Origin of the sequence: Agrobacterium sp. SOY23 (assembly GCF_027212525.1) — a bacterium.
Taxonomy (GTDB): domain Bacteria; phylum Pseudomonadota; class Alphaproteobacteria; order Rhizobiales; family Rhizobiaceae; genus Agrobacterium; species Agrobacterium tumefaciens_I.
This window is the reverse complement of record NZ_JAPWDT010000004.1, coordinates 243,792-268,416: the sequence shown is the minus strand read 5'-3', so window position 1 is coordinate 268,416 and position 24,625 is coordinate 243,792. Positions and strand designations below refer to the sequence as shown.

The window sequence follows — 24,625 nt, the reverse complement described above, 5'->3', positions numbered from 1 at the left end:
ACCCGGCCTTTTGGGAGGTAAGTGCGCATGACCGTAATACCCATAGTAATTTTATGCGGTGTCCTGTCCGTGGTTTACGCGGTATGGGCAACCAAGAGCGTTCTCGATGCCGATCAGGGCAATGAGCGCATGCGTGAAATAGCAGGTTATATCCGTGAAGGTGCACAAGCTTATCTCACCCGCCAGTATCTCACCATCGCCATTGTCGGCCTGATCGTCGCCATTCTGGCCTGGTATCTTCTCTCATCCATGGCCGCCATCGGCTTCCTCGTCGGCGCGGTGCTGTCGGGCGTCGCCGGTTTTGTCGGTATGCATGTGTCCGTGCGCGCCAACCTGCGCACTGCGCAGGCCGCCTCGCACAGCCTTTCCGCCGGTCTCGATATCGCCTTCAAGTCGGGCGCCATCACCGGCATGCTGGTGGCGGGCCTCGCGCTGCTCGGCGTCTCGATCTATTATTACATCCTCACCGCAGTGATGGGCCATCCGGCCGGATCGCGTGAGGTGATCGATGCGCTGGTGTCGCTCGGCTTCGGCGCCTCGCTGATTTCCATTTTTGCCCGTCTCGGCGGCGGCATCTTTACCAAGGGCGCCGATGTCGGCGGCGATCTTGTCGGCAAGGTGGAAGCCGGCATTCCGGAGGATGACCCGCGCAACCCCGCTACCATCGCCGACAATGTCGGCGACAACGTTGGCGATTGCGCCGGCATGGCGGCCGATCTGTTCGAGACCTATGCCGTTTCGGTGGTCGCCACCATGGTTCTCGCCGCAATCTTTTTCGCAGGAACACCGGTGCTGGAAAGCGCCATGGTCTATCCGCTGGCGATTTGCGGCGCCTGCATCCTGACCTCGATTGCCGGCACCTTCTTCGTCAAGCTCGGCACCAACAATTCCATCATGGGCGCGCTTTACAAGGGCCTCATCGCCACCGGCGTCTTCTCGGTCGTGGGCCTTGCGGTCGCGACCTATGCGACGATCGGCTGGGGAACGGTCGGCACTGTTGCCGGTGTGGAGATCACCGGCACCAATCTCTTCTTCTGCGGATTGGTTGGCCTCGTCGTCACGGCACTGATCGTCGTCATTACCGAATATTATACCGGCACCAACAAGCGGCCGGTCAACTCCATCGCCCAGGCCTCGGTCACGGGCCATGGCACCAACGTCATCCAGGGCCTTGCGGTCTCGCTGGAATCGACGGCATTGCCGGCCATCGTCATCGTCGGCGGCATCATCGGCACCTACCAGCTCGGCGGCCTGTTCGGCACCGGCATCGCGGTCACCGCCATGCTCGGCCTTGCCGGCATGATCGTGGCATTGGATGCCTTCGGCCCGGTAACGGACAATGCCGGCGGTATCGCCGAAATGGCCGGTCTCGACCCGGATGTGCGCAAGGCGACGGATGCGCTGGACGCCGTCGGCAACACCACCAAGGCGGTCACCAAGGGTTATGCCATCGGTTCGGCAGGCCTCGGCGCGCTGGTGCTGTTTGCCGCCTATTCCAACGACCTGTCCTATTTCGCTGCGAACGGCGATACCTATCCTTACTTCAAGGACATCGGCGAGATATCCTTCAGCCTCGCCAATCCCTACGTCGTGGCCGGTCTGCTGTTCGGCGGCCTGATACCCTACCTCTTCGGCGGCATCGCCATGACGGCGGTGGGCAAGGCCGCAAGCTCCATCGTGGAGGAGGTCCGTCGCCAGTTCCGGGAAAAGCCCGGCATCATGGCCGGAACGGAAAAGCCGGACTATGGCAAGGCGGTCGATCTTTTGACCAAGGCGGCTATCAAGGAAATGGTCATCCCCTCGCTCCTGCCGGTTCTGGCGCCTCTCGTCGTTTATTTTGGCGTTTTGCTGATTTCCGGTTCCAAGGCCTCGGCCTTTGCCGCGCTCGGCGCATCGCTGCTCGGTGTCATCATCAACGGCCTGTTCGTGGCGATTTCCATGACGTCAGGCGGCGGTGCCTGGGATAACGCCAAGAAGAGCTTCGAGGACGGTTTCATCGACAAGGACGGCGTGCGCCATGTCAAGGGTTCGGATGCCCACAAGGCGTCTGTGACGGGTGACACGGTCGGCGATCCCTACAAGGACACCGCCGGTCCCGCCGTCAACCCGGCAATCAAGATCACCAATATCGTGGCGTTGCTGCTGCTGGCGGTTCTTGCCCACTGAAGGCTGACATCCTGACAAATGAGAAGGCCCGGGGAGATATCCCCGGGCCTTTGAATTTTCCATTCTTCCCCGAGGTCAGGGGTTGTTGCCGTTCTGGCCGAGAATGCTCTTGGCGATATTGGCGCCAGAGGTGCCGCCGGAAAGCAGCTGCTGCAGGAAGGTGAGGTCCTTGCCGCCGGTCGGCGTGGTGCGCGAAATCGTGTCGAAGACCTTGCCGTCCTGAAGCGCATAATTGGCCTTGCGCTCGATGACGCCGTCCTTGTTGAAATAGATGGCGAGAATGTTCTGCTCGACCAGCGACGGCTTCATGAAGGCGGCGCGGCGCACGCGCTTCTGCGAGATGTAATAAAATACCTCGTTGCCGAAGGTCGCGGTGGTGGAGGGCGTGCCCATGGTCAGCAGAACCTGCTCGCGGCTGGAACCTTCCGGGATCAGCTGAAGCGACTGCTCGTCCATGACGTAGCCGTTGTGGAACACGTCGGTGGTGCTGCTGCAGGCGGAAAGCAGGCCGGATGCGAGCACGATTGCGATGGCGGTCTTGCTCAGAATTTTGCCGTGACTTGCGGATTTCTGCTTGCTCAACTGCTTTTCCCCGACTGCGATCATGAATGGCACCTTCCGGCATTGCGTGGTGCACAGTGTCTGTGCACATGATTGTGTCAATCCGGGGACGGAAAACCCCGATCACTCCCCAAATTCAATGCTTTCCCGGTCTTTTGGAGCTCCTCCGGTTCTCTTCGACTGTTTCAGCCCAAAGACGAACGTGACCGCGACAGCATTGCAATTCGTGGATGCTTCGGTAAACCAGCTTTGACGATCATGCAACAAGTGCGATGGGCGGTAAGTGAATTCACCCGCCCCGTTCGGAAAAAAAGATGATATTCGGGCTGTTCAGACAAAAAAACAACAATCGCGCCATAGTCGACCGGCAATATTCGACCTTGACGGCCGCTGCCCGCACGCCCGGATTTTATCTTGATCTTGGTGTTCCCGACACCGTCATGGGCCGTTTCGAGATGCTGTCGGTCATCATGATTCTCTATTTCCGCCGTACCAAGTCTTCCGGTGTCAGCGGGCAGGAGATCGCCCAGGAGATCGTCGATGCCTTTTTTCAGGACCTCGACCACTCCATTCGCGAGCTGGGCATAGGCGATCAGGGCGTGCCGAAACGCATGAAGAAATTCGCCGGCATGTTCTATGGGCGGCTCGAATCCTATGCGGCGGCGCTGGATGCATCCGACCGGGTTGCTCTTGCCGCAGCGCTCCGGCGCAATATATATCCGCAGGCAGACGACAAGGCACCCGAGATGGAGGGGCTGGCGGGCTGGATGATGGAAACATCGCAAGCCCTTGCCGCCCAGTCCGAAGAGACGATAGCAACCGGAAGCCTGACGCTGCCCTTGCCTGGACAATGAGGTTCACGATGAACGCGCGACACCCCGCAAATGACGACCTGCCTTTTTCCTATCCCGTAAAGGTAGGCCATATTTCCGCCAATCCCGTCAGGATTGGTCTCGAGGCCAGTGCCGAGGAACTGAAGGCGCTGGCAAAATTCTGGGATGTGGTTTCTGTCGAATATCTGAAGGCGGAGCTGCAGGTCTCCCGCTGGAAGAAGGATGGCGTGAAGGTCAAGGGTGAGGTGCATGCGGCAATAACCCAATCCTGCGTCGTTACGCTGGAGCCGGTCTCGAGCAAGATCGACGAGGCCATCGAGCAGATTTTCGTTCCGGAAGGCTCGAAACTGGCGCGGATGGTCACAAACGAGGAAGGCGAGATCGTTCTCGACCCCGATGGACCGGACATTCCCGACCAGTTCACCGGCGACAGCATCGATGTCGGTGCCGTGGTTGCCGAATTTGCCGCACTTGCAATCGATCCCTATCCGCGCAAGCCGGATGCGGAATTTCCCGAAGCGGCTGAAAAGGAGCCCGAAGAGGAAAAGCGCCCGTCGCCCTTTGCCGTGCTGAAAGATTGGAAAAAAGACTGAATGGCCCGACCGGGCTGAAATAATTTTATTGTAACAAGGGCCGGAAAAGGTATTTTCGCGCAAAACCGCCTGAGTGGCGGCAAGAAGGATAAGGGACGAGTGATCAGAATTGCAATTGACGTCATGGGTGGCGATTTCGGCCCAGATGTTGCCATACCCGGTGCCGCCAAGGCGCTTGAACGGCACAACGATGTAACTTTTCTGCTCTACGGGCAGAAGAGCAAATGCGACCCCATTCTGGCACAGTATCCCGCCCTTCGGGAAAAGTCGGTCTTTCACGATTGTGAAGTCTCGGTCAGCATGGACGAAAAGCCGAGCCAGGCGCTGCGCCGTGGCCGTTACGTCTCCAGCATGTGGCGCGCCATCGAGGCGGTGAAGCTTGGTGAGGCCGACGTTGTGGTTTCCGCCGGCAATACCGGCGCGCTGATGGCCATGGCGAAATTCTGTTTGCGCACCATGGCGCGGGTGGAGCGCCCGGCGATTGCCGGTATCTGGCCGACGCTGAAGGGCGAAAGCATCGTTCTCGATGTTGGTGCAACGATCGGCGCCGATTCCCAGCAGCTTCTCGATTTTGCCCTGATGGGCGGCGCCATGGCGCGCGCACTTTTTGATATCGACCGCCCCACCGTCGGCCTGCTCAATGTCGGCGTCGAGGAGGTCAAGGGTCAGGAAGAAGTGCGTGAGGCCGGACGGCTGATCCGCGAGGCTGACCTCGGCACCATCGATTACCGCGGTTTCGTTGAAGGCGACGATATCGGCAAGGGCACGGTGGATGTGGTGGTGACGGAAGGTTTCACCGGCAACATCGCGCTCAAAGCCGCTGAAGGTACGGCGCGCCAGATCACCACGCTTTTGCGTGAGGCGATCTCCCGCAGCTTCTTCGCCAAGATCGGTTACGTCCTGGCGAAAAGCGCCTTTGACGTGCTGCGCGAAAAAATGGACCCGCGCAAGGTCAATGGCGGCGTCTTTCTCGGCCTGAACGGCATTGTCATCAAGAGCCACGGCGGTACGGATGCCATCGGTTTTGCCTCCGCTGTCGATGTCGGTTACGACATGGTGCACAACGGCCTGACGGCCAAGATTGAAAATGATCTGAAGATTTACCACGCAAGACGGCTTCCGCCCCCGGCGCCCGAAGCTCTCGTGGCTGACGAGGAATAAGGGAATGATCCGCTCTATAGTCCGTGGTTTCGGGGCAGCGCTTCCGAAGCGTGTCATGACAAACAGCGAAATCGAAGGGGTTGTCGAAACCTCCGATGAATGGATCGTGCAACGCACGGGCATCAAGCAACGCTATATCGCCGGCGAAGGTGAAACCACCGCGTCTCTCGGCGAGGCGGCGGCCCGTGCCGCGCTCGACAATGCCGGTCTCACGCCCGACGATATCGATCTCATCATTCTGGCCACCTCGACCCCGGATAATACCTTTCCGGCAACGGCGGTGAACATCCAGAACCGACTTGGCATGACCCACGGTTTCGCCTTCGACATGCAGGCCGTCTGCTCCGGCTTCGTTTATGCCGTATCGACCGCCGATCTCTATATTCGCGGCGGCATGGCCAAGCGCGTTCTGGTCATCGGGTCCGAAACCTTCTCGCGCATTCTCGACTGGAAGGACCGCACCACCTGCGTTCTTTTCGGCGATGGTGCCGGTGCGCTGGTTCTGGAAGCCGGCGAAGGCGAGGGCACCTCGGCCGATCGCGGCGTCCTGACCGCGCAGCTGCGCTCCGACGGTTCGCACAAGGACAAGCTTTATGTCGACGGTGGACCTTCCACGACGGGCACGGTCGGCCATCTGCGCATGGAAGGCCGGGAAGTGTTTAAACACGCCGTCGGCATGATCACCGACGTAATCGAACAGGCCTTTGAGGCGACGGGCACGACTTCGGATGATCTTGACTGGCTCGTTCCGCATCAGGCCAACAAGCGCATCATTGACGGTTCCGCGAAGAAGCTCAACATCGATCCGGAAAAGGTCGTCATCACCGTCGATAAGCACGGCAATACTTCGGCTGCATCCATTCCGCTGGCGCTTGCCGTTGCGGCCGGCGACGGACGCATCAAGAAGGGCGATCTGGTTATGCTGGAGGCCATGGGCGGCGGCTTCACCTGGGGTGCCGTGCTGCTGCGCTGGTAAAGGCGTGATTTCCGCATTTGTCGGGGCGGTGGCGCGAAATAGGTTGTGTTTTTCGCGCTCATGCCCCGGTCAGATGCGCCCGAACGGCGCGAGCGTGTGTCAAAACCGTATCAGTCACTCTAAGCCCTTGCACTGATTGCCGAAAGCCTCAAATGAATCTGGAACAATCCCTTGACCGGTCGCCACAAGGGAAATAATCTCGGCGGCTCCTAGAGAAAAATTCAGACACGGTTTGTGGGGAAAAATGGCCGGGAAGACAGTGACACGCGCAGATCTTGCAGAATCTGTGTTTCGTAAAGTCGGGCTGTCCCGCACCGAATCCGCCGAACTGGTCGAGACCATCATCGACGAGATTTGCAACGCGATCACCCGCGGCGAGGTCGTCAAGCTTTCGTCCTTCGCCACTTTTCAGATCCGGGAAAAGAACGAGCGTATCGGCCGCAACCCGAAGACGGGTGAGGAAGTTCCGATTTCGCCGCGCCGTGTCATGACCTTCAAGGCCTCGAATGTGCTGAAACAGCGTATTCTCAAGGCCCATACGGCCCGCAAGGCCAAGCAAAAGGGCCAGAAGGCCGGGGCATAAGCCCGCCCTGAAGCCGCCGCGATACGCGCTTTTTGCTGTATCGCAAGCCTTTTTACCCATTCTTCTTGTGAACATACTTGAATTTCAACGTGCAAGCCGTTGAAATCCGGTCGACTCACATCATAATCAATTTTAGTGATTTGTATCTCGCCGCAATGGCGCCGGCGCGAGGGTCTGATGGACTTTCGTGTGGTGTTTGACCGGTGAGTGAAAAGCGTTCTCGTTCAGTGTCCGGCCGGATGCATGGCGATCCGGTTCGGATGGGAGTGGAAATTTGGACAAAAGCCCCGACGCGTTTCGGACGATCAGTGAAGTGGCGGATGAGCTGAACCTGCCGCAGCATGTGCTGCGTTTCTGGGAAACACGCTTCCCGCAGATCAAGCCGATGAAGCGGGGCGGGGGCCGCCGTTATTACCGCCCGGATGATATCGATCTTCTGAAGGGCATCCGTCACCTTCTTTATGACCATGGTTACACCATCAAGGGTGTGCAGAAGCTTCTGAAGGCCAATGGCAACCGTTTCGTGGCGGCAATCGCCTCCGGCGATCTGGCGACCATGGAAGCCATCATGGCGGCGAGCGGTGAAAAGGAAGTCGCCGAACCGCGCGTCATCGATACGGATGGGGACGAGGTCGTCGGCCGTCCGAAGGCCAAGCCGAGCGGCCGTTTTTTCGGCTTCGGTGGCGGCAGCAGCGATGCCGAAATATCGGTCGGCAAATCGAGCATCGGCAAGGACGACCAGGCTCTGTTGCAGGAAGCCCTGTTCGACCTGCTGGAATGCAAGCGCCTGCTCGATCAGGTTCGCTGAGGGTTTATCCACAGCTGTTTGGGAATGCCAACCTTTCGGAAACTCCTTTGGCCGATAATGCGGCTCCGTTGAAAGGAGCCCGATCGTGAGCAACCGAAAATCGACAGCGCGACGCCGCACGGCGAAGAAATCGAGCGGCGGCAGCGTTTGGCCCTGGGTGCTGATGCTGGGCGTCGTTGCCGGCGGCATTCAGGCCTACGAACATCGCGAAAGCCTTCTGCCGCAGCGGCATGTCGCGAAGGCGACATCGTCGGCTACAAGTTCCCCGAAAGTCGCGACGGCGGCCAAACGCGACACAGTTACGACCGAGAAAGTGGCATCCATTCGCCCAGCAGCGCCGGTTCTGCCCGGTAACGGCCCGGTGCCGCCACGTCCGATCGCCATGCCCTCCGCCGCGCAGCCAAGCCAGGTCGCCGCTATCCTGCCGGAAACGCGTCCCTCAGTCGAAAAAATCTCGCTCGGCGAAAAAAGTGGCGCCTTTGCCTTCTGCGGCCGCTCCGGCCTCAATAATTGCGTGGCCGATGGCAACACCTTCTGGATGAAGGGCGTGAAGACACAGCTCGCCGGCATCGACGTTCCGCAGATCGACCGGGCGCGCTGCATGGAAGAGCGCCAGCGCGGTTTCGTCGCAAAGGTCAGGCTTCGCGACATGCTGAATGCCGGTGCCTTCGATGTGGCGTCCTCCGGCGATGCGGCCGGGCAAGCCACGGAACGCAAACGGCTTTCACGTTCGGGCGTCTCCTTTGCCGATCAGCTCGTGCGGGAGGGGCTCGCCCATCCGGTCTCGGCAAAAAATCAGTCCTGGTGTGGCTGAGGCCCCGTTGACCGAAACCGCCCGGCCTGTGTAGATGAGGCTCTGTCGCCTTTGGGACTGGCTGTTGGGCCGCACGCCCGGAGGGTGACGATTTTTTTGCAATGTCTTGGCCGCAAGGGGGCAAGGCACGGCAATGCGGACGTGGCGAAATCGGTAGACGCAGCAGACTTAAAATCTGCCGACCATTGGTCTTGCGGGTTCAAGTCCCGCCGTCCGCACCATTAAATCATAAAAAGTTCATATATTTCAATTTTTTAGGCGGCAGTGGTGGTTTTCAATCCACCTTTCTACCCACCTTTTGCGCGTCGGTAGATGGTCGTTCACAAGCCCGTGATGAGGCACATAAAACCTACCGATTACGTTCCTTAAATTGCGAAACGACCACTGGTCGTGCATCTTGGGAGCAGTTTCGGGCTGCTGACATACATGAGGCAGCGCCGTCGAAAAGCATTGTGAGGTTAATTCAAAATGCCGAAAAAGCCGACCGGCCAACAAGGCTTTTACCGTATTGAGGTTCAAGCCGATGGCGCTTCAACGGGCACATTCATGCGCGAGTTTCTGGGGCATGAAAAAGAACAGATCGAAAGCGCTGTAGCAGACAAGTTTGTTGAGGCATGGGCCGCGAATGGTGTCTCGGTCAGGGCGCTCCCCAGTCGCAAAGAAAACGATTTGGACTTCACTTTGGAAACGTCGAGAGGCTCTGTAAAGCTAGAATTAACAGAGCTGGTATTTCCCCCCGCCACGAAAGGAAGCCCTTATCGCAAAGGCGAAGCTTTCACATACACTTTCGGCGAGGCAGCAGATCGCCTAATCGCCACAATAGCACATAAGGCCAAGCACTATACGGTCGGTCCGCAGCCGATTCACTTATTAATCTACACCACGCATGAGGTGTTCGCGCCGGTCGAGGGGGTTATTCGGTTGGTTCAGTACCGCCTGGAAAAAGGCGTGCTTGAACATCCTTTCGAAAACATCTTCTTCCTCGAAGACCTTCCTGATGGCCCGCGAGTGCGCTGCCTCTATCCAGTCCCTGCGCAGTATGTTGAAGGACTGGATCCGACAACTGAAGAAGCGAGAGAGTATATTCGGATGGCGCCGGACGGATGGACATTGATCACATCCGCCGATAGCTGATTTCAACGTTTTCGGGGAGCAAAATTGGGAGCAATTAGTGAAGAACGTCTCGCTGAAATGGACGAACAATTCCGTCAGTGGCAGGAGGCGGCCCTAGATAGATTGATGCCGGGCAGGCAGGGGCCGGTTCCGTCTCCTCCTGTTTTTTCGCCGGAAGAATTATCTGCGTGGGGAGACGCGTTTGCTGCAAAGGTAGAAGAAAGAATTGCTTCAGGTTTCGGTGGAAGACACGCGTACGATCGACACAAGGTACAAATCAATGCGATTAACCAAGCTCGCATCGAGGCAGACCGTTCAGTGGCGCTTGTGCAAACAAGCGTCGTTGAGGAGCATTTGCGGTCAGCGATCGAACGTCACTTTCCCGGACTAGCTACGGACCCAAAGGTAATCGAGCGAATATTCGACCCGATGAAGAACGGGCCACTTAGTACGTTCACTGCTCGCGTGGATGTGGCTTTTGCTTTGGGCATAATCGGAAAGGGTGCTTTAACTACACTCAAGAAGATAGCTGAGATCCGCAATCTTTTTGCGCATCGTCTGGAGATAAACTCGTTCGACCATCCGGAAATTACGAAACTGGTCGGGAAGCTTACCTATATAGATTTTGCGATAACCGGTCCGGATGACGAGGGTATCGTTCATATTTGGCAGCGCAACCCCAACAACGAGGTGAGGGGCGGTTCAGGGTATCGTGTGATAGACAATCCGCTCAGCCAAAGAGGAAAATTCGAGCGGACCTGTGAGTTCCTGCAAAGAGCGCTTCGCGAAACCCTTTCAAACGTGCGTCATCCCGACCTTCACGAGTGAAGTGCCAAGAGAGCACGCTTCGTTTTATTCCGCGAAATTTTGGGGGCCGATAGGTTGGGCTTGGACAACTGCCCTGCCTTCTTTACTCTTGTGAACAAATACACGGTAGAAAACTTCGGAAACTCTGACTTTTTCAGCCTGGTAAATATCAACATATTCTGCACGCCCACACAAATGAACGACAGTTTGATGGGCAATCATTTCCGGAGTAACGTTTTTCCCGCATGTATAAATTGCTCCGAGGGCGTTCTTATTGGCGCCCAGCACAAAGTAAGGTGCATCGCTTGGCATAACAATTTTGACGACATTAGCTTTGGCGTTTGGGCCTACAAAAGAGATGTGGGAGCCAAACTTGACGCGGAGAGCTGGACTCCTTCCAGTATTTTCCCATCTTATCCCGCACTGAATTTTTTCATTACCATCATCATCAACAAAATCGGCCCAAACTTCATTTGGCGTAATCCAAGCTCGGTCGCTATGAAGAGCGTTTCTGGCACTATCAGCTGCATCCCACGCCGCTTTGGCAGCCTTACGGGTTTCGAACAACGTCCATACTAAAAGGACCGTTCCAATAGCGCCGACTAGGACTCCTATCCACGCAGGAAATATTTGCTTCTCGGCGGCATTCGCAGCTCTTATTTGGGCATCAAGCTCTCGGGCATCGTGCTCACGGGTTTCAACCTCTTTCCCCTTGCTAGCATCAGCTTGTTCTCCACTTTCAACGATAATAACAGGAAACGGAGACGCTTCATTCTGGCTTTTATCGGGTTCGGTTACAACCTGTTCAGTTGGCGGTGGGGAAGGAGTCTGCACCCCTTCAGCGCATAGCGCTTGGCTCCATGACGCTGCCACTGCCAATATAATCGTCGTAAAACAATAGCTTCTAAACATTGTAGGGAAAAACGCCGCCGTGGATCTGTACTCGAAAGCGCATTGCGCACGTTGACCTATTTCTAGTCAACTCCATAGAACTAGCTTCTCGTTTTTCTCTCTTGGACTGAGTGAAAAAAAGCGAGAACCGGGAATTTTCCGGCATTAGGTAGCAAAAACCACCAGACCTGAAATGGCATCCAGACTACCCTGGTTCCGGTGAAAACGGAGCCTCGAATGAGTGTAGCGTACGAGTTGAAGCAGAAGCGAGCCGCCTTGACTGACAGGCTACAGCAGATTGAACGGGAGCGGGCCGAGTTTCAGGAACTGATGCATGCGCTAGACCGAAGGAGGTCTAAATGGTTAATTTTGGCGAGAGATCGAAAGCCTTTTGCTGGATATCCGTGCGACCCGCGATTGCTTTCGGCCCATTGCAGGCATGTGGAAATGAATGCCCAGATGTCGGGGCTTTCTTCGCAGAAGCTCATTGGGGCCTGATTTCAAAACTCGAATTCACATTTCGTCAGATGAGGAATGTTCTCCGGGTTGATGCCTATGTCCCGTAGGCGTTGCTCATTAAGACGACGCAGGTCTCGCTTGAGGTGATTCAGTGTTCGCCGCCGGCGCGTTTCATCGTTGAATCGACGCAACAGATCGTGCATTTTTGAATTAAAAAAGTCGATGAGAATTTTGGGCGAGTCCATGGGGCATATTCCTTGCCGCTCTTGCAGTGAGCTGATATTTCTCGAATAATTGACATAATCGCATATTGAATGCGGGCAGGGAAACGAGTATTCCTGTTCAGAATTTCAAATTTTCTTTGAAGAAAAAATGAGCATGATTCCTGGAATGCGGGCGCTAAGAGCGCTTGATGCCGCGGGGCGACATCTGAACTTCAGCCGAGCGGCCGACGAACTTGGCCTGACCCCGGCGGCGGTCAGCTACCAGATCAAGGAAATCGAGGACCAGCTCGGCCTGTCGCTTTTCAAGCGCACCAATCGCTCGATCCGCATGACGGAGGCGGGATTGATCCTTTGCCGCGCATCCGCTGACGCGCTCGAGCTCATGAAGCGTGCCGTCGCGCAGGCCCGCAGGACCGAGCGCGGCTCCCGCCACCTGAAAATCACCGTCGATCCGGACTTTGCCGTAAAATGGTTGATGCAGCGGCTGAAACGCTTCCGTGGCGCTTGGCCGGAAATCGACCTGCGCTTTGATATCTCCCCCGAGGTGCGCGACTTCGAGCTGGACGACATCGATATCGGCATTCGCTTTGGCACGGGAAACTATCCCGGTCTTTGCGCTGATCGATTGTTTGATGACGTTGTCGTGCCCGTATGCAGTCCTCGGCTACTCGCGTCCGAGAGGCCCATTCGAACGCCGACTGATCTGCTTGATCACACCTTGGTCCATATCGAATGGGAGCGACAGGGTGTCGCGTGGCCGAACTGGTCGACGTGGATGGCGGCTGCCGGTATCGACGCCTTCGACGACAGTCGTACGGTTGCGCTCGCCACGTCATCGGAAATGCTTCAAGCCGCGATCAGCGGGGATGCTGTGGCACTTGTGGACCTCACCACTGTCGCAAACGATCTGGCCGAGGGGCGGCTTGTCCGGCTTTTCGATCTTGGCATCCCGATCCCGTCCGAACTCGCCTATTTCCTCGTGTATCCGCACGAAACGGCTTCCGATCCCCGTGTCGTCGCCTTTCGCGAATGGATTCTTGACGAGGCGGAACAGATGCCGGGTCAGGAATCGCGAACACCTGCATCCGATGAAAAGGGGCGCGGGACCAGGGAGGCTTAGGCAGCCCAAGCCGTGCATCGAATTGCCCAACCAGAGGCAACATGTCCGAAGTATTCCCACCCTCTGCTCTGAAAAGCGTCACTCTCCACAATCGCATTGCCGTTCCGCCGATGTCGGCTCCCTGGCAACGTTGTCACTAACCCAATCAACGTCATCCGTATTCATGGGAATGCTGGCCTGAAGTTCTGTTTCGATTCAGAGGCGTAAGGCGCTTTTGGTGGTCTTTGCTACCTAATGCCGGAATTTCCCGTCCCATAGACTGACGCAAAAAAAGCCGGAAGGCTGGCGTATCCATTACTAGCGCTCACTCTGACATCAATCGTTAGCGGGTGCCTCGGTTCTCGAATAGACAAGCATCGGCTTTTGTTTTGGCGCGTCATTATAAATCTCTTTCGCCTCTAATCGGACCATATCCAACAGGTAGGTGAGGAACTGTAGTCGATCGCTTGGCTGGCAAAAATTGACTAAGGCGATCAACTCGTCCGTCTGTTCAGCAATGTATTGCGCGACGGCATGCTCGGTCAGCGGATTATGCATAGGACACCTCCGCAACCAAGCCAGTATGCGCGTGGCCAACACATGTGGTCAGGGTCTGCCCAGTCACCGGATTTGAGGCGTCAGCGACCAATTCCAAAACGCTGCCATTAATGCCCGCGCCGCGGTGATGAGACGCCAGTGCGGCAGGAGAGGGTACAGCAAGGATCGGAACAACGAGAGCGCCGTCATATACCATTGGCGCTGCTAGGGGTGTGACATCCCAGAGATTGGACACGAGCAGGTTGACGAGTTTCGGATGTGTCTCGACTATGAGAGCTTCAATTCCCGCACTCAGGCAGAATTCGGCAACGCCAGTGAGCAACATGTGCGACGCTTCTACACCGCATAATCTTGCGCCAGGCTCCGCAACGCATCGTGTCCATTCATAAACACTCTTCTCGCAGGGATAGTCGCGGCCACCCATGATTTCTGGGTAGACGTCGGAGAGCAGATGCGGTGCGTTTGTGGCGAGAAGTCGAGAATAACCTAAAATGACACCGTCATCTTCCAGGACGAGATGAACTGCCTCGTCTGTATCGAAGATATCCGTTTCCCGGCAATCTGGTTTACGAAGCGCCTCCCAGCCGAAGCGTTCGACAAAATGCCTGTGCCTGAATTGCCAAACTCGCTCGGCAAAACCGGAAGCTTGGAGTGATGAACCCTTGAAATATCGTAGCATTATAACTCCCACTGATTTTCAGGGGTAGGGATAATGCAGCGTGCTTTTGGGTAAATAGGCCGTTCTGCCTATTGTCAGCGAATGATACCTATGCGGATGGCTTCGGCTATGAGCTGCGCACGATTGACGCAATTCATCTTTCGTTGCGCGTTGTGTAGCTCATGCTGGACGGTTTTCTCTGAGCGCCCGAGAATTTGCCCTATCTCCCAATTGGTTTTGCCTTCCGCACACCAGCGAATTACGTCACGTTCGTGCTGTGTGATATAGGGAGCATCTTTCCTGCCGACCCCGCTTTGCTGCTCTAGAAGAGCCCTGAGGCGATTGTGGGCGTAAATGGCAACGATGTGGAGAATACCTTTTGCTTCGGTAGAGAGGTCGATTTTTTCAGCGCCGAATGTGACGATAGCCTGAAGCGCACCCGGCATGTGTAGCGGCACGCTATAGCCATCGATCATTCTGAATTCTGACGCCTCGTTCATAAGTTTTCTCGCTTCGCGCCGAATAGGCTTTCCACCCAACTCTTCCGACCAGACAAAGGCACCGTCTGAAATTTTGCTCTGGTAAATCACGGGATCGATGTGAACGTAGTTTTCCGCCACATAACGCTCGAACCATCCTTCCGGCCAGGCACTCAGCAAAACGTACCGATCGATTGTCTCGCCAGGTAGGGGAATTCCCGAAATTGCGAAGCAATCGAGGCCAAATGTCTTGGAAACTGTCGATAGGTCGCGAATGATAGCGTCTGCATCGTTGGCCGCTGTCATCGCCGTAATAAAGTCAAACATCACATTGGCGGCCTGCTGTCTGCCCTGAGTATCCATAATGCGCTCGCTGCGAATAACAGTCCTACGGAGTTGGATAATGGCATACGACAAAGCAATTATAAAATTGTTGCTTCAAAGAACTAGAGCCGAGTTCTGCAAAGGCACAGACGCGAAAACTGCCTTGAAGATAGTGCGGCTGACGGCCAAAAATAATGAATTGGCCAACAATTCACACGACGCCAATTCTTCAAAGCAATGAGCGTTTGAACCGATCCATCCTTCTTCCTTTCCACTCGCCAAATGAAAATTCTAGTTGAGTAGGCTCGACTCCAATCTCTCTGCGTGTTTTTGTAGCGGCGGGGACGTTATTGGGGGTTTTCTTGACAATGGTGTATTTGCGGGTGCTTGGCGCCCTGTTCATTTCGTGCGCCCTGAGCGCATGTACAACTTCGCGGGAAGCATTCAACGCTAATCCAAAGTCGATCGACAAACCGACGCTCTGTCGGACATACTTGCAGAGCCAAGATCCAGTATTCCAGCAAGATATTCTGAAAGAACTCAATCGCCGTGGCGTTCAAGCTCTTGACTGTCCTCAGATGGTTCAGAATCAGGATGCAGCGGCCACTGCGCTTGTTGCTGTAGCGCTCGTGGGCACCGCTGTAGCCGTGTGTGCAAACAACAATTGTGGGGGTGGCGGCTATCCTCCGCCTCGATCGTACCACGGCAATTGTCAATACAACTGGCAATACGATGCAGCCGGTAACCGCTGCGGCAATCGCAGCGCATGGGCTCGCCCCGGTGGCTATTACTGAAGAAAGTATACCAATGCGGACAAGGTATCTGTTTGCTGCTCTTGCAGTGTTTTTTTCTCCAGCCACCAATTCGCTCGCCTGGGATGGCGTCGATACGGAAAGCGGAAACGACGTTGAAATAGGAAGCGGTAATCTAGTTCGCCCCGGTCGCGATATAGAGGTTTATGATTACGGCTCCGGCTCGTATCGCGATGTCGAAGTTCAATCAATTAGACGCTCGGGGTCGTCTGTCGAAGTCGAAGTGTATGACAATGAAAGCGGTGAGTACCGAACCTTCGAAATGGAGGACGAGTGAGCTGTCGGCATTCAAGTCATTTTTTACAATTCCCTCTGAGATAAGGCGCAACTGGTAGTGAATCAGGATAATTTTGAAACCGACCTCATTGACCCTGACCCATTTCTAATAGCGACTCTGGTAATCAGTGCCGTTGGGGCACTCGGTACGCTAGCGCAAGGGTACGCAGCAATCACCGCTACTCGGCGGTCCATCTCATCTGGGGACGCCGTCAGTAATGTAGTCGAGGGCGGCTTGCGCCGCAGTCTTTCTGACGCAATTAGGGACACCGAGGATCTGATCCGGCTGCTGGCGAGACAGCAATTGCCCGCCAGCATCGACATTCCCGTACTTGCTCATGAGTTTCGTTACGGAAGCGGTCCGATGCTTCTCGAAATGCGCGATTTTATCCAGTTCCAAGACGTTTACTCCCGCCTTGCATTCTCAGCAAAGTCTGTGAACGAAGACGTTCTTACGCTTCTCAGAACGAGCCCGGTCAGAGCAGAGCAATTGGGCCGGCTAATGAATTTAGAGGGCCTCAATCCTACAGCCCAGATCAATGAATTTTATCGCGGAAGCATGTCCACTGGGCAGGTCCTGGATTCAGCTTTGGAAGCACTGAAGGCCTACCAGAGGCTACTTGAGCGCCTCAATTTGCAGAACTGATGATGTCTAGCTCGGCACATATCAAAATGTAGATGACTGGAGTATCTCGGTTGAGTATGCGTCTTCGCCTGCTTTCAACAAGCAGGTCTCAGGCCGTTTATCAAAAGCTGCTCCAAGTCTTCAGGAACTTCGACACGTAGGCCGCCTGGATTAGACCAACCAAGCGAAGGCTCGTCATCGGTACCGGGCTCCCTTTCGTCGTCATCTTCCCGGTCTTCATTTTCCGGGTCGGTATCGGCCAGATACGGTTCAAGGTTTTCGTCGCCGTCCAGCAGATCGAGGAGCGCAATCAACTCCTCAATCTTCTTCTCTAATTCAGCGCGGCGAAGCATAAGGATTTCAGAGGAGCGGCGCATTGGCACGTCCTTATGTTGGGCGCGGGCTTCCCTCATCGCAAGTTCTCCGAAATCATGACGAAACGAGCTTCATGATTGACCGACACGCGCCAATCACCGCCGTAAACGCCACGCATAAGGTCAGCCAGATAATCGGCTACCTGCTGGATTTCATCAGCGGTAGCGGTCCCGTTCAGCAGTTGCGAAGAGAGCGAGGACGGCAGGAGAGGCTTCCGCGAAATATTGCTCATGCAGAAGCCCTCCCAAGAGCAGCAAAGCTTTCAACGAACGCCTCCGCAAACTCGAAGCCGAGGGCATGATTGGCATGCAGCGCTGCCAGATAGCGGCCCTTTAAAAGAATGGCTTCGGCTGACGAGGCCGGGAAGGACGCCACCTGCATGAGGAGCGCAACTTCCTTTTGCCCTATTTCGCCGCCGCCGGCCTCTTCGAATTCCTCCGCTGTAATGGCTTCGGAAGCATCGAGCGTGGCGCGGTGTTCACTGATGAGAGCAAGAAGTGTTTCAAGCTCAATGAGCTGCTTCTGAAACGGCTCGGGATCGAATACGAATGGTTGAAGGGGCTTCATGCTGAAACCCTCCCGCCCATGGCAATCACCTGTTTGATGAAACGAGCCATTTCAGGAATAATGCCCTCGCTTCGCCGCATAGCCTCGAAAATGCCGCTGGCGCTGATGGCGTCGGCCTTGATCACCAAGCCCTCATGAGTGAAGGCTGGTATTTTTGAGATTTGAGAACTGATTACGGCCACGCGGGTTTCAGCCTCCTTGATGCGCTGTTTCGCAGCGTCAACGCCGGCAGCTTCGCGCAGTATGGCCGTGTTTGTCTCGTATTCCTGCGCCAGAACCAGTTTGTGTTCGAACCGTTTGATAGCAACATCCAAGTCCGCACGAGATTTGGCCAGCGCCTTCTCGCTTCGTCCACTCGGCGTACGGTTACGCAAGGTTTCAAGGGTTTCGGCGGCGTCCTCGGGGCTCATGACGAAGAAGCAAGCAGTCGGGGTTTCCTGCCGTTGCCGCTTGCTGAACCGCTTGCACAGTGTGCTTGTGTCCCTGACAAGGAAGCGACCAACAATATCTCGCTCAGCGCCATCGGAGCGCCCCCAACTGGCGTTGGCGTGCGAGCCGCCCAGCAGTTCCTCGGGAGCGAGCGGCCACCGGTGTCGCCACTCGTCTACGATCCACTCCAGCGCGTCCTTTGCGGCGTGCAATTCGGCCTGGGCATCCTGAAGGCGGGCATATGCCGCCAGCAGATCGGGGTTTTCAGCAACAACCGCAGGCGCGGCGGCCTCGGCCTGAATGGCTGTAACAGCAACGCAGGTAGCAGCAGCAACCGGCAGCGAGGCGACGGCAGCGCCGCCGAGGAAGGTGCGACGGGTCGTTTTCATACTTTTGCCCTCAGATCGAACACGCCGACCTTGGTCAGCATCACCGTGTGGCCAGCCGAGATGGAAGGCAAAACCATGGCCGAGAAAGCGCCGTTCTGGTATCGGCTCAAGGCTTCCGAAAGCTCCCACGACAAGCGCTCGACATGGTCAACCGGCAACTCGTCTGGCTTCTGTCCCATAGGATAGGCCGCGAATCCGTTAAAAACCGGCGGGACCGGTGGCATCACGTAAGCCGACCATTTTGCGCTGTCGCAGTCGGCAAGCGTGTCCGAAAGCTCCTTCATCAATCGGCGCGCCTTGGTCCACGGGTGTTCCTCAGTACCGGGAATAGTGAGGCTGGTGTAAACACCGTGCCTGTAGGCGGTGATGTGGTCGATCATCAGATCGGGATTATCCCGGATGATTTTCACCGCACCTTCAAGAAGGGCGTCAAGCTGCTTTCTCGAGGATTTCACTTCGGCGGGCATAGCTTCGCCAGCGGCCGGAATCGTGTTTGGCATGATGATGTCTCCTGATTGTTTAATTGGTGCGGATCAGTGAGCCGTGATGGCGGCTATCTCGGATTTGATGGAAGCGCGACGGGCGGCGGCGCTGTAACGGAATGAAAGCGTGTCGGTGTCTGCCAGAGCGGCGCGGAGAGCGCGGAGTCGGTCACCGGCAGGGGATCCAGCCAGCTTCGCAACTTTCGCAGCAACGGCGGCCTTTGTGCGGGCCTGCTTGGCAACGCGCCATGCGGTCTTGAGGCAGGCCGAGAACGAGGCGTCAACAATGCCGCGCTCGATCTGCCATGCACCGTACTGGCGGCGGATATGGCGGTAGCGCTCCCATGCATCAGACATGATTGCTGCCAGGTTGAATTTGGGCATGCCTTCGGCGGTGGCCGGAACGGTGGTGTTCGGCATCTGGGCGGCTCCACTTGAGAATTTGTCAACTGTAGTTGTGTTAACGTTAATTGCCGATAACGTCAAGCCTGCTTGATAAAAAAACAAGTGCGATGTAGAAAGAGGAATGATTACACCTGACCAAATCCGAGGCGCGCGCGCCATGCTTGGACTGACACAGGCCCAGCTAGCTAAATCTGCCGGTATCTCAACCACCGGCCTAAACAACATTGAACGCAACGCTGCTGATCCGAAGGCTTCCACGTTGCGGGCAATTCAATCTGCGCTCGAAGAGGCCGGCATCATCTTTCAAGACGATGGGGTATTGATCGACGGCGGCCCCGGCGTCCGGCTCGCGAAGAAGGATGTCTAAGGATTGAAGTGGCGCGCAATCTCAAGCGCTGTCTCTGGTGAATGATGTATTGAATTCCGAGTTAGGAATATTCATTCCGGCAACCAGCAATCGCGCGAGCGCTGAATCCACCACAGTGAGCATGCCGTTCAGGAAGTCTGAAGTTGCCGAAAGGTGATCGAGTATTGAAGTAATAAATTCATTCCCATCATCTTCGCTATCGCGGAGTTGGTCTCTTAGCATTTCAATCAGTTCGGCCTTTGTCTTGTAGAGTGTTAGCCATGCGATCCGGATTGTAACCAAATGCGGATTGGCGAGTTTGGCCCACTGGTCATTGGTCGGTGGAGTCCATTCCCCCTCTTCATGAATCCAAGCGTCAAAATTGCACGCAGCAAACTCTTCGTCTGCCATTTCTTTTTCTACGTCTGTGCTCCCGTCTTGGAGACGTTGGGCCGCGCCGACTGCGGCTACCATCTTAACGAAATGTGCTGCCACTTCCGCTTCATCGTTGTTTAGATTGGAGCGTGTGGACATTGGTTTTGCGACCGTGGGGGTCATGTTCGGGCCTCGTATTGTTCATTCAGCTAACGATCCGAACCTAGACCCGGCGCTCTACAGGGCAAGTTGTGCCGAAAACGAGGGTTCTCCAATAACTAACATCCACAGGGGTGTGCCCAGCTTCGGGTCAAACAGTGGATAACTGTGTCCGGGAGAGACATATGAGGCGACCACTGGTGCGAGCATCCCGGCTGTCTTAATGGTGTTCTTCGGCTTTAGCCGCAAGACAGGCTGGCAGAGACGGACGCAGGGACAAAATTCATCGGAGGCGTGTATGCATTGGTGCAAGCGGTTACGCTTTTGCGGCCCTTCAGTAGGGGCAAGGATATTTTTTACTTGGTTTGTCGCCGTGGTTTGCTACTGCCTCGTAACCACCCGCACATATGCATCTGACCCCAACAAGGATGCCTCAATCAACGCGGTCCTCGAGTCGTACATCCTGCGTGCGGCCAAAAAAGGGTCTTTCGACTACAGGTCCCCAACTTTCATTAACATAAGAGCGGGAACTGGCAGTGAGCCACTGTTTGAATATATCTCTGAGTGGTACAAATTTTATGCAGAATTCTTTAATTTTACGCAGCATCCAAATAGAAATAATATTGCAATACTCATTGGAAAAGACGTTTTGAAAGAGGCAAAAGCTGGTAAAATCACAGGTTTTGGATCTAATTTTGATGTTGTAAATAGTCGTTACGACTATTGTTATGTAGGAGCAATAAATGAAAATGATTCAGAGGACATTTATTACGAAGCTTCAATTTTGATTGACCCAAGCATGGGTGGAGATACACGTGAATGCCTATTAGAATCTTTCGTAAGGCTTTTTGGCTTTCATTTCTCTCTGGCGTTGTTCGATAATGCGAACCCCCTCTATCATCAGGCGATTTCAAGCAAGCCGATAGATGAAGCGCAACTAAAGGCATTTCAGATTCGAGAAAAGTGCCGGCATTCCCTTGAGACTGCCGATTTCGAAGTATGTGTCCGGAAGAACGTAGGAGATTGAGCTTTCGGAACCGAGCCGCGCTGCTGTGGTTCAGGTCGCCGGACGACGAGCCTCGTATGCCTCGGTCCATGCCACCAACTGTTTCTCTTTCGCATCGGCACTTTTGAAGTCCCCGAACTGCATGCTCAGGCCAATCCAAAACCATCGAAAAAACCAAGGTGTGATCATAAACAAAAAGGCGATGGCGGGCAGGGTCATAATCATGACAGCGACCGTTTCGCTCGCGCCAAGCCCAATTAGCAGGAGATGGGCGAGAGCCAGAGGGACGCAAGCCAAAATATACCAAGCCATCACCAAAAGCATGATCGGCGCCGGCCGTAGCATACCAGGTAGCGCACGACCCGCGCGAATCCCCCAAAGCTCACTCCGATGACGGTAGTTCGTGATAATCTGCCAAAGATTCCGGATCATGTTCCACTTGCCCCCGCTTGTCCCCGAGCAGGATATCTCCAGAAATCATTTGAAACCGCAAGAGTCCAAACTTCTTTTTGCCTTCCCTAATGAAAATTCTAGTTGAGTAGACTCGACTCCAATCTCTCTGCGTGTTTTTGTCATTTTTGGGAAGATATTGGAGGCGGCGCTGCGGCGTTGGTTGTTGTCTCTATGGTGGGGATCGAAGTCCCCGTTTGTGCCAATAACAATTGCGTTGGGGGGAGCTCCACCGCCAAACGCATACCGCGGCAACTGCCAATGCAATCGGCACGCGACGTGGCCGGGAATAGGTGCGGTAACCGTAGGGCTTGGGCTCAACCTGGCGGCTATTGATCTGCAATCAGCTAAAATTTCGATGGAAAAGTGTCGCCGAGCATCATGAGAAGTCTAAGCATCATAGAGATAGTGGCCCGCGCGCTGGCTAAAAATGAGACTGCCGTGGATTTGGTCAAGCGGAAGTCAGCACAATCAAAAAGGGCTTCACTGAAAAAGGCGTGGAACGTCAGCGGCAAAAGTATCCGGCACAAAAAGAAATTACAGCGCGCGATAGAAAAAGTGGTTCGCAAAGACAAAACCTACAATCCAAAACGCTCTGGATTGAGCGCTGCGGATCGAGTTCTGCTTTTGAGAGAGATAAGGCCTTCGACTGTGTTGGACGGTCTATATCCAATACGGCGGCAGCGAAATCACTGGCAAAAACTGCGCAGCCGAGACCCCGCGACAGCTAATACTGAGATTGACTTAGAAGAATTTAGTTTTCTGCGAAGTCCACAGGCTACCTTGGACGCTTTGAAAGCTATCGCGCAAGCAGAATCCCGCGCGCTCGGCGCTAGGATAAACTTCAAGGATGAGTATTGCTTGGACGTTGCGCCGTTTATGCTTCTCGTAGAATGCTGGAAGGAGATGATGCCAGTTTTCGAAGGCGGCGAGATGAACTTGCCAATGCAGAAGGTTCTCGCTGCTGTCGGCGTGCAGTACGCGTTAGGCGTGGGATTTACAGGCATCTCCGACTTTAACGATGTCTGGGCTTTTCCCCTCACTCGGCGCCGCAAACCCGGTGCGTCCGACTCAAAATCTCCCTTCGTTGATGTACCCACTCGGGACTATGCCACCGACCGGTTTGTGGAGGCGGTGGACGAGTGGCTGGGCCGTCCGGAGATTGAGCTAGAGTTGTCGGACTCCGGACGTGAGAAGCTAATGAACCTCTTGGGCGAGGTTCTGGAGAATGCTGAGCGTCATTCCGACGGCCACCGTCGGGATGGTTCATGGTCGGTATCAGGATTTCTGGCAAAGCGCAGCAGTGAAGCGGGTGAGCCAGTTTATCGCGCCAGTATTGGGATACTTTCCCTTGGCGACACTTTCTCGGAAAGCCTTGATCGTGCGCACACCGACCAAAAGACAAACATCAGCGAATATATAACGGACATGAAAACTAAAGGCGCGGTCCAGTCAGAGGAAACCCTTAAAACGCTTGCCGCATTGCAAGATGGAGTAACGTGCGTCGAGGAAGCGGAGAACGCTGACCGAGGTGGCTATGGCTTGATGGACATTCTCGACTTTGTCTCTGTGCTCGGCCGAACTGTTGACGAGAAGCATGCTCCTCAAGTCACAATTATTTCTGGCTCTTCTTGCATCCAACTGAAGGGTAACTATAACAGAGGGCACACCAGCGGAGCGGATGGTCCCCGCGTGCAATGGTTTAATAACGAAAATTCTGCTAGAATCCCTCCGGATCCGAATTTCGTCTTTGATTTAAATGGCAGCCTGCCTGGAACGGCGATAAGCATCGGGTTTTATTTGGATCCAGAGGTGCTAAGGAGAAGCTTCGATGGCGCTTGATGCGTTGAAGATCAATTTCGGTGACATTGCTGGCGGCGTACGAAACATCTCCGGGCACGAGCGTGGTGCTGAAGCTCGGAGACGGTACAAGCTCGATGTCGTGGATGCGTCCGGCGACATTGCATCTATAGTTATTCCCGACGACATCGATGCCGTCGCAGCGTCTTTTTTTCAAGGAATGTTTTCCGAAAGCGTCAAAAAATTTGGCTCCAAGGATGAATTTTTGCGCCATTACAATTTCATCGCTCGCCCAATGATGATGGAGCAGATCCTCCGGGGGATAGATCGTAGTCTCACTGAGAGGCGCGGATCGGCATTCAGGCAGTAAAGCATGTCCGAACCTCAAGAAATTGCAGCGAAGGCGGCCACAAGTACGTGGGATGATGTTCGTCTCTGGGGCGCGGTCGTCATTTCGCTCGTTTCTTTGTGTGTGAGCGAGAGAAATAGGCAGAGTACGAACAAAGCTACTAAAAAGCTCAGAAAACAAACTCTTAGACTCGAGGAATTCCGAACAGGAGTTAAGACACCACTAATTGATGCGCTGAAGGATTGTGAGGAGGCTGCAACCAAATCCGAGGCAATCGCCCGTAGTGGTAAAACTCTCAAGCAGTTGGGCCAAGACATTCAAGACCTAAACCGAGCGACAATTGACGCCCTGAGTAAAGTTGAGACCCGTCTGACAGATGCAAATCACAGCGAATTCGCTGAGGGTGACGACTGGCTAGAAGACTTCAACGGCTATCAAGACAAGATTTTGGCTGGGTTCAACGAAGCGTCTAATCCCGTGAATAGCGAAGCAAGTCGTAGGGACGCCCTCCTTAAAGTTAAGACGAATCTTGGCGCGCTTCGATCGAGTATCAAATCAAGGATCGACTTTGAAACAAACGCTATCACTAGTGACGCCGAAGATAAACACGCGCTCCTTTCGCGATTTATGCGATGGCTCATAAAAGCCGTCTGAAAGACGCCTGTGTTTCTTC

The 24,625-nt window shown here is 55.0% G+C and carries 32 protein-coding genes and 1 tRNA gene; 19 read left to right on the top strand and 14 right to left on the bottom strand.

Annotated features, from left to right (window positions below; translation table 11 throughout):
• The first annotated feature begins 27 nt into the window (after positions 1–27).
• Positions 28–2,166 (top strand): sodium-translocating pyrophosphatase, encoded by a 2,139-nt coding sequence (locus tag O3S81_RS13585; RefSeq protein WP_269343936.1) that lies wholly within the window; start codon positions 28–30, stop codon positions 2,164–2,166.
• Between the two features lie 75 nt (positions 2,167–2,241).
• Here the strand turns inward: O3S81_RS13585 and O3S81_RS13580 are convergent, their stop codons facing one another.
• Positions 2,242–2,772: an outer membrane protein assembly factor BamE gene (locus tag O3S81_RS13580; protein ID WP_269343934.1), complete on the bottom strand. Its 531-nt coding sequence runs from the start codon at positions 2,770–2,772 to the stop codon at positions 2,242–2,244.
• A gap of 269 nt (positions 2,773–3,041) precedes the next feature.
• Between O3S81_RS13580 and O3S81_RS13575 the strand changes: the two genes are divergently transcribed.
• The 10 genes from O3S81_RS13575 to O3S81_RS13530 all read left to right on the top strand — a co-directional run bounded on the left by O3S81_RS13575 (position 3,042) and on the right by O3S81_RS13530 (position 10,436).
• Positions 3,042–3,581: a ubiquinol-cytochrome C chaperone family protein gene (locus O3S81_RS13575; RefSeq protein WP_269343932.1), complete on the top strand. Its 540-nt coding sequence runs from the start codon at positions 3,042–3,044 to the stop codon at positions 3,579–3,581.
• 8 nt (positions 3,582–3,589) lie between these two features.
• Complete coding sequence (locus tag O3S81_RS13570) at positions 3,590–4,153, top strand: YceD family protein (protein WP_269343930.1); 564 nt, start codon at positions 3,590–3,592, stop codon at positions 4,151–4,153.
• A 99-nt stretch (positions 4,154–4,252) separates the two neighbouring features.
• Positions 4,253–5,314, top strand: coding sequence for a phosphate acyltransferase PlsX (gene plsX / locus O3S81_RS13565; protein ID WP_003496661.1), 1,062 nt, complete (start codon positions 4,253–4,255; stop codon positions 5,312–5,314).
• A gap of 4 nt (positions 5,315–5,318) precedes the next feature.
• The gene (locus O3S81_RS13560; protein ID WP_269343928.1) at positions 5,319–6,290 is read left to right on the top strand and encodes a beta-ketoacyl-ACP synthase III; all 972 of its coding nucleotides are present in this window, start codon (positions 5,319–5,321) and stop codon (positions 6,288–6,290) included.
• A 244-nt stretch (positions 6,291–6,534) separates the two neighbouring features.
• Positions 6,535–6,873, top strand: a complete 339-nt coding sequence (locus O3S81_RS13555) for an integration host factor subunit alpha (RefSeq protein WP_003502236.1) — start codon at positions 6,535–6,537, stop codon at positions 6,871–6,873.
• 274 nt (positions 6,874–7,147) lie between these two features.
• Positions 7,148–7,681, top strand: a complete 534-nt coding sequence (locus O3S81_RS13550) for a MerR family transcriptional regulator (RefSeq protein ID WP_269343927.1) — start codon at positions 7,148–7,150, stop codon at positions 7,679–7,681.
• Positions 7,682–7,766: 85 nt separating this feature from the next.
• On the top strand, positions 7,767–8,495 hold the full coding sequence (locus O3S81_RS13545; protein ID WP_269343926.1) for a nuclease: 729 nt from the start codon (positions 7,767–7,769) through the stop codon (positions 8,493–8,495).
• 135 nt (positions 8,496–8,630) lie between these two features.
• Positions 8,631–8,716: transfer RNA gene (locus tag O3S81_RS13540), tRNA-Leu, on the top strand.
• Positions 8,717–8,963: 247 nt separating this feature from the next.
• Positions 8,964–9,629: a hypothetical protein gene (locus O3S81_RS13535; protein ID WP_269343925.1), complete on the top strand. Its 666-nt coding sequence runs from the start codon at positions 8,964–8,966 to the stop codon at positions 9,627–9,629.
• A gap of 24 nt (positions 9,630–9,653) precedes the next feature.
• The gene (locus O3S81_RS13530) at positions 9,654–10,436 is read left to right on the top strand and encodes a hypothetical protein (protein ID WP_269343923.1); all 783 of its coding nucleotides are present in this window, start codon (positions 9,654–9,656) and stop codon (positions 10,434–10,436) included.
• A gap of 24 nt (positions 10,437–10,460) precedes the next feature.
• Here O3S81_RS13530 and O3S81_RS13525 read toward each other — a convergent pair whose 3' ends face one another.
• Positions 10,461–11,327 carry a hypothetical protein gene (locus tag O3S81_RS13525; RefSeq protein WP_269343921.1) on the bottom strand — a complete coding sequence of 289 codons (867 nt, stop codon included), beginning with the start codon at positions 11,325–11,327 and terminating at the stop codon, positions 10,461–10,463.
• A gap of 479 nt (positions 11,328–11,806) precedes the next feature.
• Positions 11,807–12,010: a hypothetical protein gene (locus tag O3S81_RS13520; protein ID WP_269343919.1), complete on the bottom strand. Its 204-nt coding sequence runs from the start codon at positions 12,008–12,010 to the stop codon at positions 11,807–11,809.
• A 127-nt stretch (positions 12,011–12,137) separates the two neighbouring features.
• Between O3S81_RS13520 and gcvA the strand changes: the two genes are divergently transcribed.
• Positions 12,138–13,109 carry a transcriptional regulator GcvA gene (gene gcvA / locus O3S81_RS13515; RefSeq protein ID WP_269343917.1) on the top strand — a complete coding sequence of 324 codons (972 nt, stop codon included), beginning with the start codon at positions 12,138–12,140 and terminating at the stop codon, positions 13,107–13,109.
• Between the two features lie 315 nt (positions 13,110–13,424).
• Here the strand turns inward: gcvA and O3S81_RS13510 are convergent, their stop codons facing one another.
• The 3 genes from O3S81_RS13510 to O3S81_RS13500 form a co-directional block, all read right to left on the bottom strand.
• Positions 13,425–13,646, bottom strand: a complete 222-nt coding sequence (locus O3S81_RS13510) for a hypothetical protein (protein ID WP_269343915.1) — start codon at positions 13,644–13,646, stop codon at positions 13,425–13,427.
• On the bottom strand, positions 13,639–14,325 hold the full coding sequence (locus tag O3S81_RS13505; protein WP_269343914.1) for an acyl-homoserine-lactone synthase: 687 nt from the start codon (positions 14,323–14,325) through the stop codon (positions 13,639–13,641). Before O3S81_RS13505 ends, O3S81_RS13510 begins: the two co-directional genes overlap by 8 nt.
• Positions 14,326–14,399: 74 nt before the next feature.
• Positions 14,400–15,146, bottom strand: coding sequence for a helix-turn-helix transcriptional regulator (locus tag O3S81_RS13500; protein WP_269343913.1), 747 nt, complete (start codon positions 15,144–15,146; stop codon positions 14,400–14,402).
• A 693-nt stretch (positions 15,147–15,839) separates the two neighbouring features.
• Between O3S81_RS13500 and O3S81_RS13495 the strand changes: the two genes are divergently transcribed.
• Together O3S81_RS13495 and O3S81_RS13490 are read left to right on the top strand one after the other, a co-directional pair.
• On the top strand, positions 15,840–16,196 hold the full coding sequence (locus tag O3S81_RS13495) for a DUF5334 family protein (protein ID WP_269343912.1): 357 nt from the start codon (positions 15,840–15,842) through the stop codon (positions 16,194–16,196).
• Between the two features lie 234 nt (positions 16,197–16,430).
• Complete coding sequence (locus tag O3S81_RS13490) at positions 16,431–16,841, top strand: hypothetical protein (protein WP_269343910.1); 411 nt, start codon at positions 16,431–16,433, stop codon at positions 16,839–16,841.
• A gap of 74 nt (positions 16,842–16,915) precedes the next feature.
• On the opposite strand, the gene O3S81_RS13485 is transcribed toward O3S81_RS13490, so the two are convergent.
• Genes O3S81_RS13485 through O3S81_RS13460 form a run of 6 tightly spaced genes read right to left on the bottom strand, consistent with a single transcriptional unit; the run spans position 16,916 to position 19,482 of the window.
• The gene (locus O3S81_RS13485; protein ID WP_269343908.1) at positions 16,916–17,233 is read right to left on the bottom strand and encodes a hypothetical protein; all 318 of its coding nucleotides are present in this window, start codon (positions 17,231–17,233) and stop codon (positions 16,916–16,918) included.
• Positions 17,230–17,427, bottom strand: a complete 198-nt coding sequence (locus O3S81_RS13480) for a hypothetical protein (protein ID WP_269343907.1) — start codon at positions 17,425–17,427, stop codon at positions 17,230–17,232. Before O3S81_RS13480 ends, O3S81_RS13485 begins: the two co-directional genes overlap by 4 nt.
• Positions 17,424–17,762 (bottom strand): hypothetical protein, encoded by a 339-nt coding sequence (locus O3S81_RS13475; RefSeq protein WP_269343905.1) that lies wholly within the window; start codon positions 17,760–17,762, stop codon positions 17,424–17,426. The genes O3S81_RS13480 and O3S81_RS13475 overlap by 4 nt, the downstream gene beginning before the upstream one ends.
• Positions 17,759–18,580, bottom strand: coding sequence for a hypothetical protein (locus O3S81_RS13470; protein ID WP_269343903.1), 822 nt, complete (start codon positions 18,578–18,580; stop codon positions 17,759–17,761). The genes O3S81_RS13475 and O3S81_RS13470 overlap by 4 nt, the downstream gene beginning before the upstream one ends.
• Positions 18,577–19,080 (bottom strand): hypothetical protein, encoded by a 504-nt coding sequence (locus O3S81_RS13465; protein WP_269343901.1) that lies wholly within the window; start codon positions 19,078–19,080, stop codon positions 18,577–18,579. The genes O3S81_RS13470 and O3S81_RS13465 overlap by 4 nt, the downstream gene beginning before the upstream one ends.
• Before the next feature lie 33 nt (positions 19,081–19,113).
• Positions 19,114–19,482, bottom strand: coding sequence for a hypothetical protein (locus O3S81_RS13460; protein WP_269343899.1), 369 nt, complete (start codon positions 19,480–19,482; stop codon positions 19,114–19,116).
• 106 nt (positions 19,483–19,588) lie between these two features.
• Between O3S81_RS13460 and O3S81_RS13455 the strand changes: the two genes are divergently transcribed.
• Complete coding sequence (locus tag O3S81_RS13455; protein ID WP_269343898.1) at positions 19,589–19,834, top strand: helix-turn-helix transcriptional regulator; 246 nt, start codon at positions 19,589–19,591, stop codon at positions 19,832–19,834.
• Positions 19,835–19,855: 21 nt separating this feature from the next.
• Here the strand turns inward: O3S81_RS13455 and O3S81_RS13450 are convergent, their stop codons facing one another.
• Positions 19,856–20,371 carry a hypothetical protein gene (locus O3S81_RS13450; RefSeq protein ID WP_269343896.1) on the bottom strand — a complete coding sequence of 172 codons (516 nt, stop codon included), beginning with the start codon at positions 20,369–20,371 and terminating at the stop codon, positions 19,856–19,858.
• 199 nt (positions 20,372–20,570) lie between these two features.
• On the opposite strand from O3S81_RS13450, the gene O3S81_RS13445 reads away from it, so the two are divergent.
• On the top strand, positions 20,571–21,374 hold the full coding sequence (locus O3S81_RS13445) for a hypothetical protein (RefSeq protein ID WP_269343894.1): 804 nt from the start codon (positions 20,571–20,573) through the stop codon (positions 21,372–21,374).
• 30 nt (positions 21,375–21,404) lie between these two features.
• Here the strand turns inward: O3S81_RS13445 and O3S81_RS13440 are convergent, their stop codons facing one another.
• Positions 21,405–21,785 (bottom strand): hypothetical protein, encoded by a 381-nt coding sequence (locus O3S81_RS13440; protein WP_269343892.1) that lies wholly within the window; start codon positions 21,783–21,785, stop codon positions 21,405–21,407.
• A 459-nt stretch (positions 21,786–22,244) separates the two neighbouring features.
• Here O3S81_RS13440 and O3S81_RS13435 point away from each other — a divergent pair, with 459 nt between their 5' ends.
• The 3 genes from O3S81_RS13435 to O3S81_RS13425 are packed head-to-tail and all read left to right on the top strand — an operon-like array spanning position 22,245 to position 24,606.
• A complete protein-coding gene (locus tag O3S81_RS13435; RefSeq protein ID WP_269343891.1) occupies positions 22,245–23,645 on the top strand; it encodes a hypothetical protein in 1,401 nt (466 codons plus the stop codon).
• On the top strand, positions 23,635–23,973 hold the full coding sequence (locus O3S81_RS13430; protein WP_269343890.1) for a hypothetical protein: 339 nt from the start codon (positions 23,635–23,637) through the stop codon (positions 23,971–23,973). Before O3S81_RS13435 ends, O3S81_RS13430 begins: the two co-directional genes overlap by 11 nt.
• Before the next feature lie 3 nt (positions 23,974–23,976).
• Positions 23,977–24,606, top strand: a complete 630-nt coding sequence (locus O3S81_RS13425; protein ID WP_269343889.1) for a hypothetical protein — start codon at positions 23,977–23,979, stop codon at positions 24,604–24,606.
• The last annotated feature ends 19 nt before the right edge of the window (positions 24,607–24,625 follow it).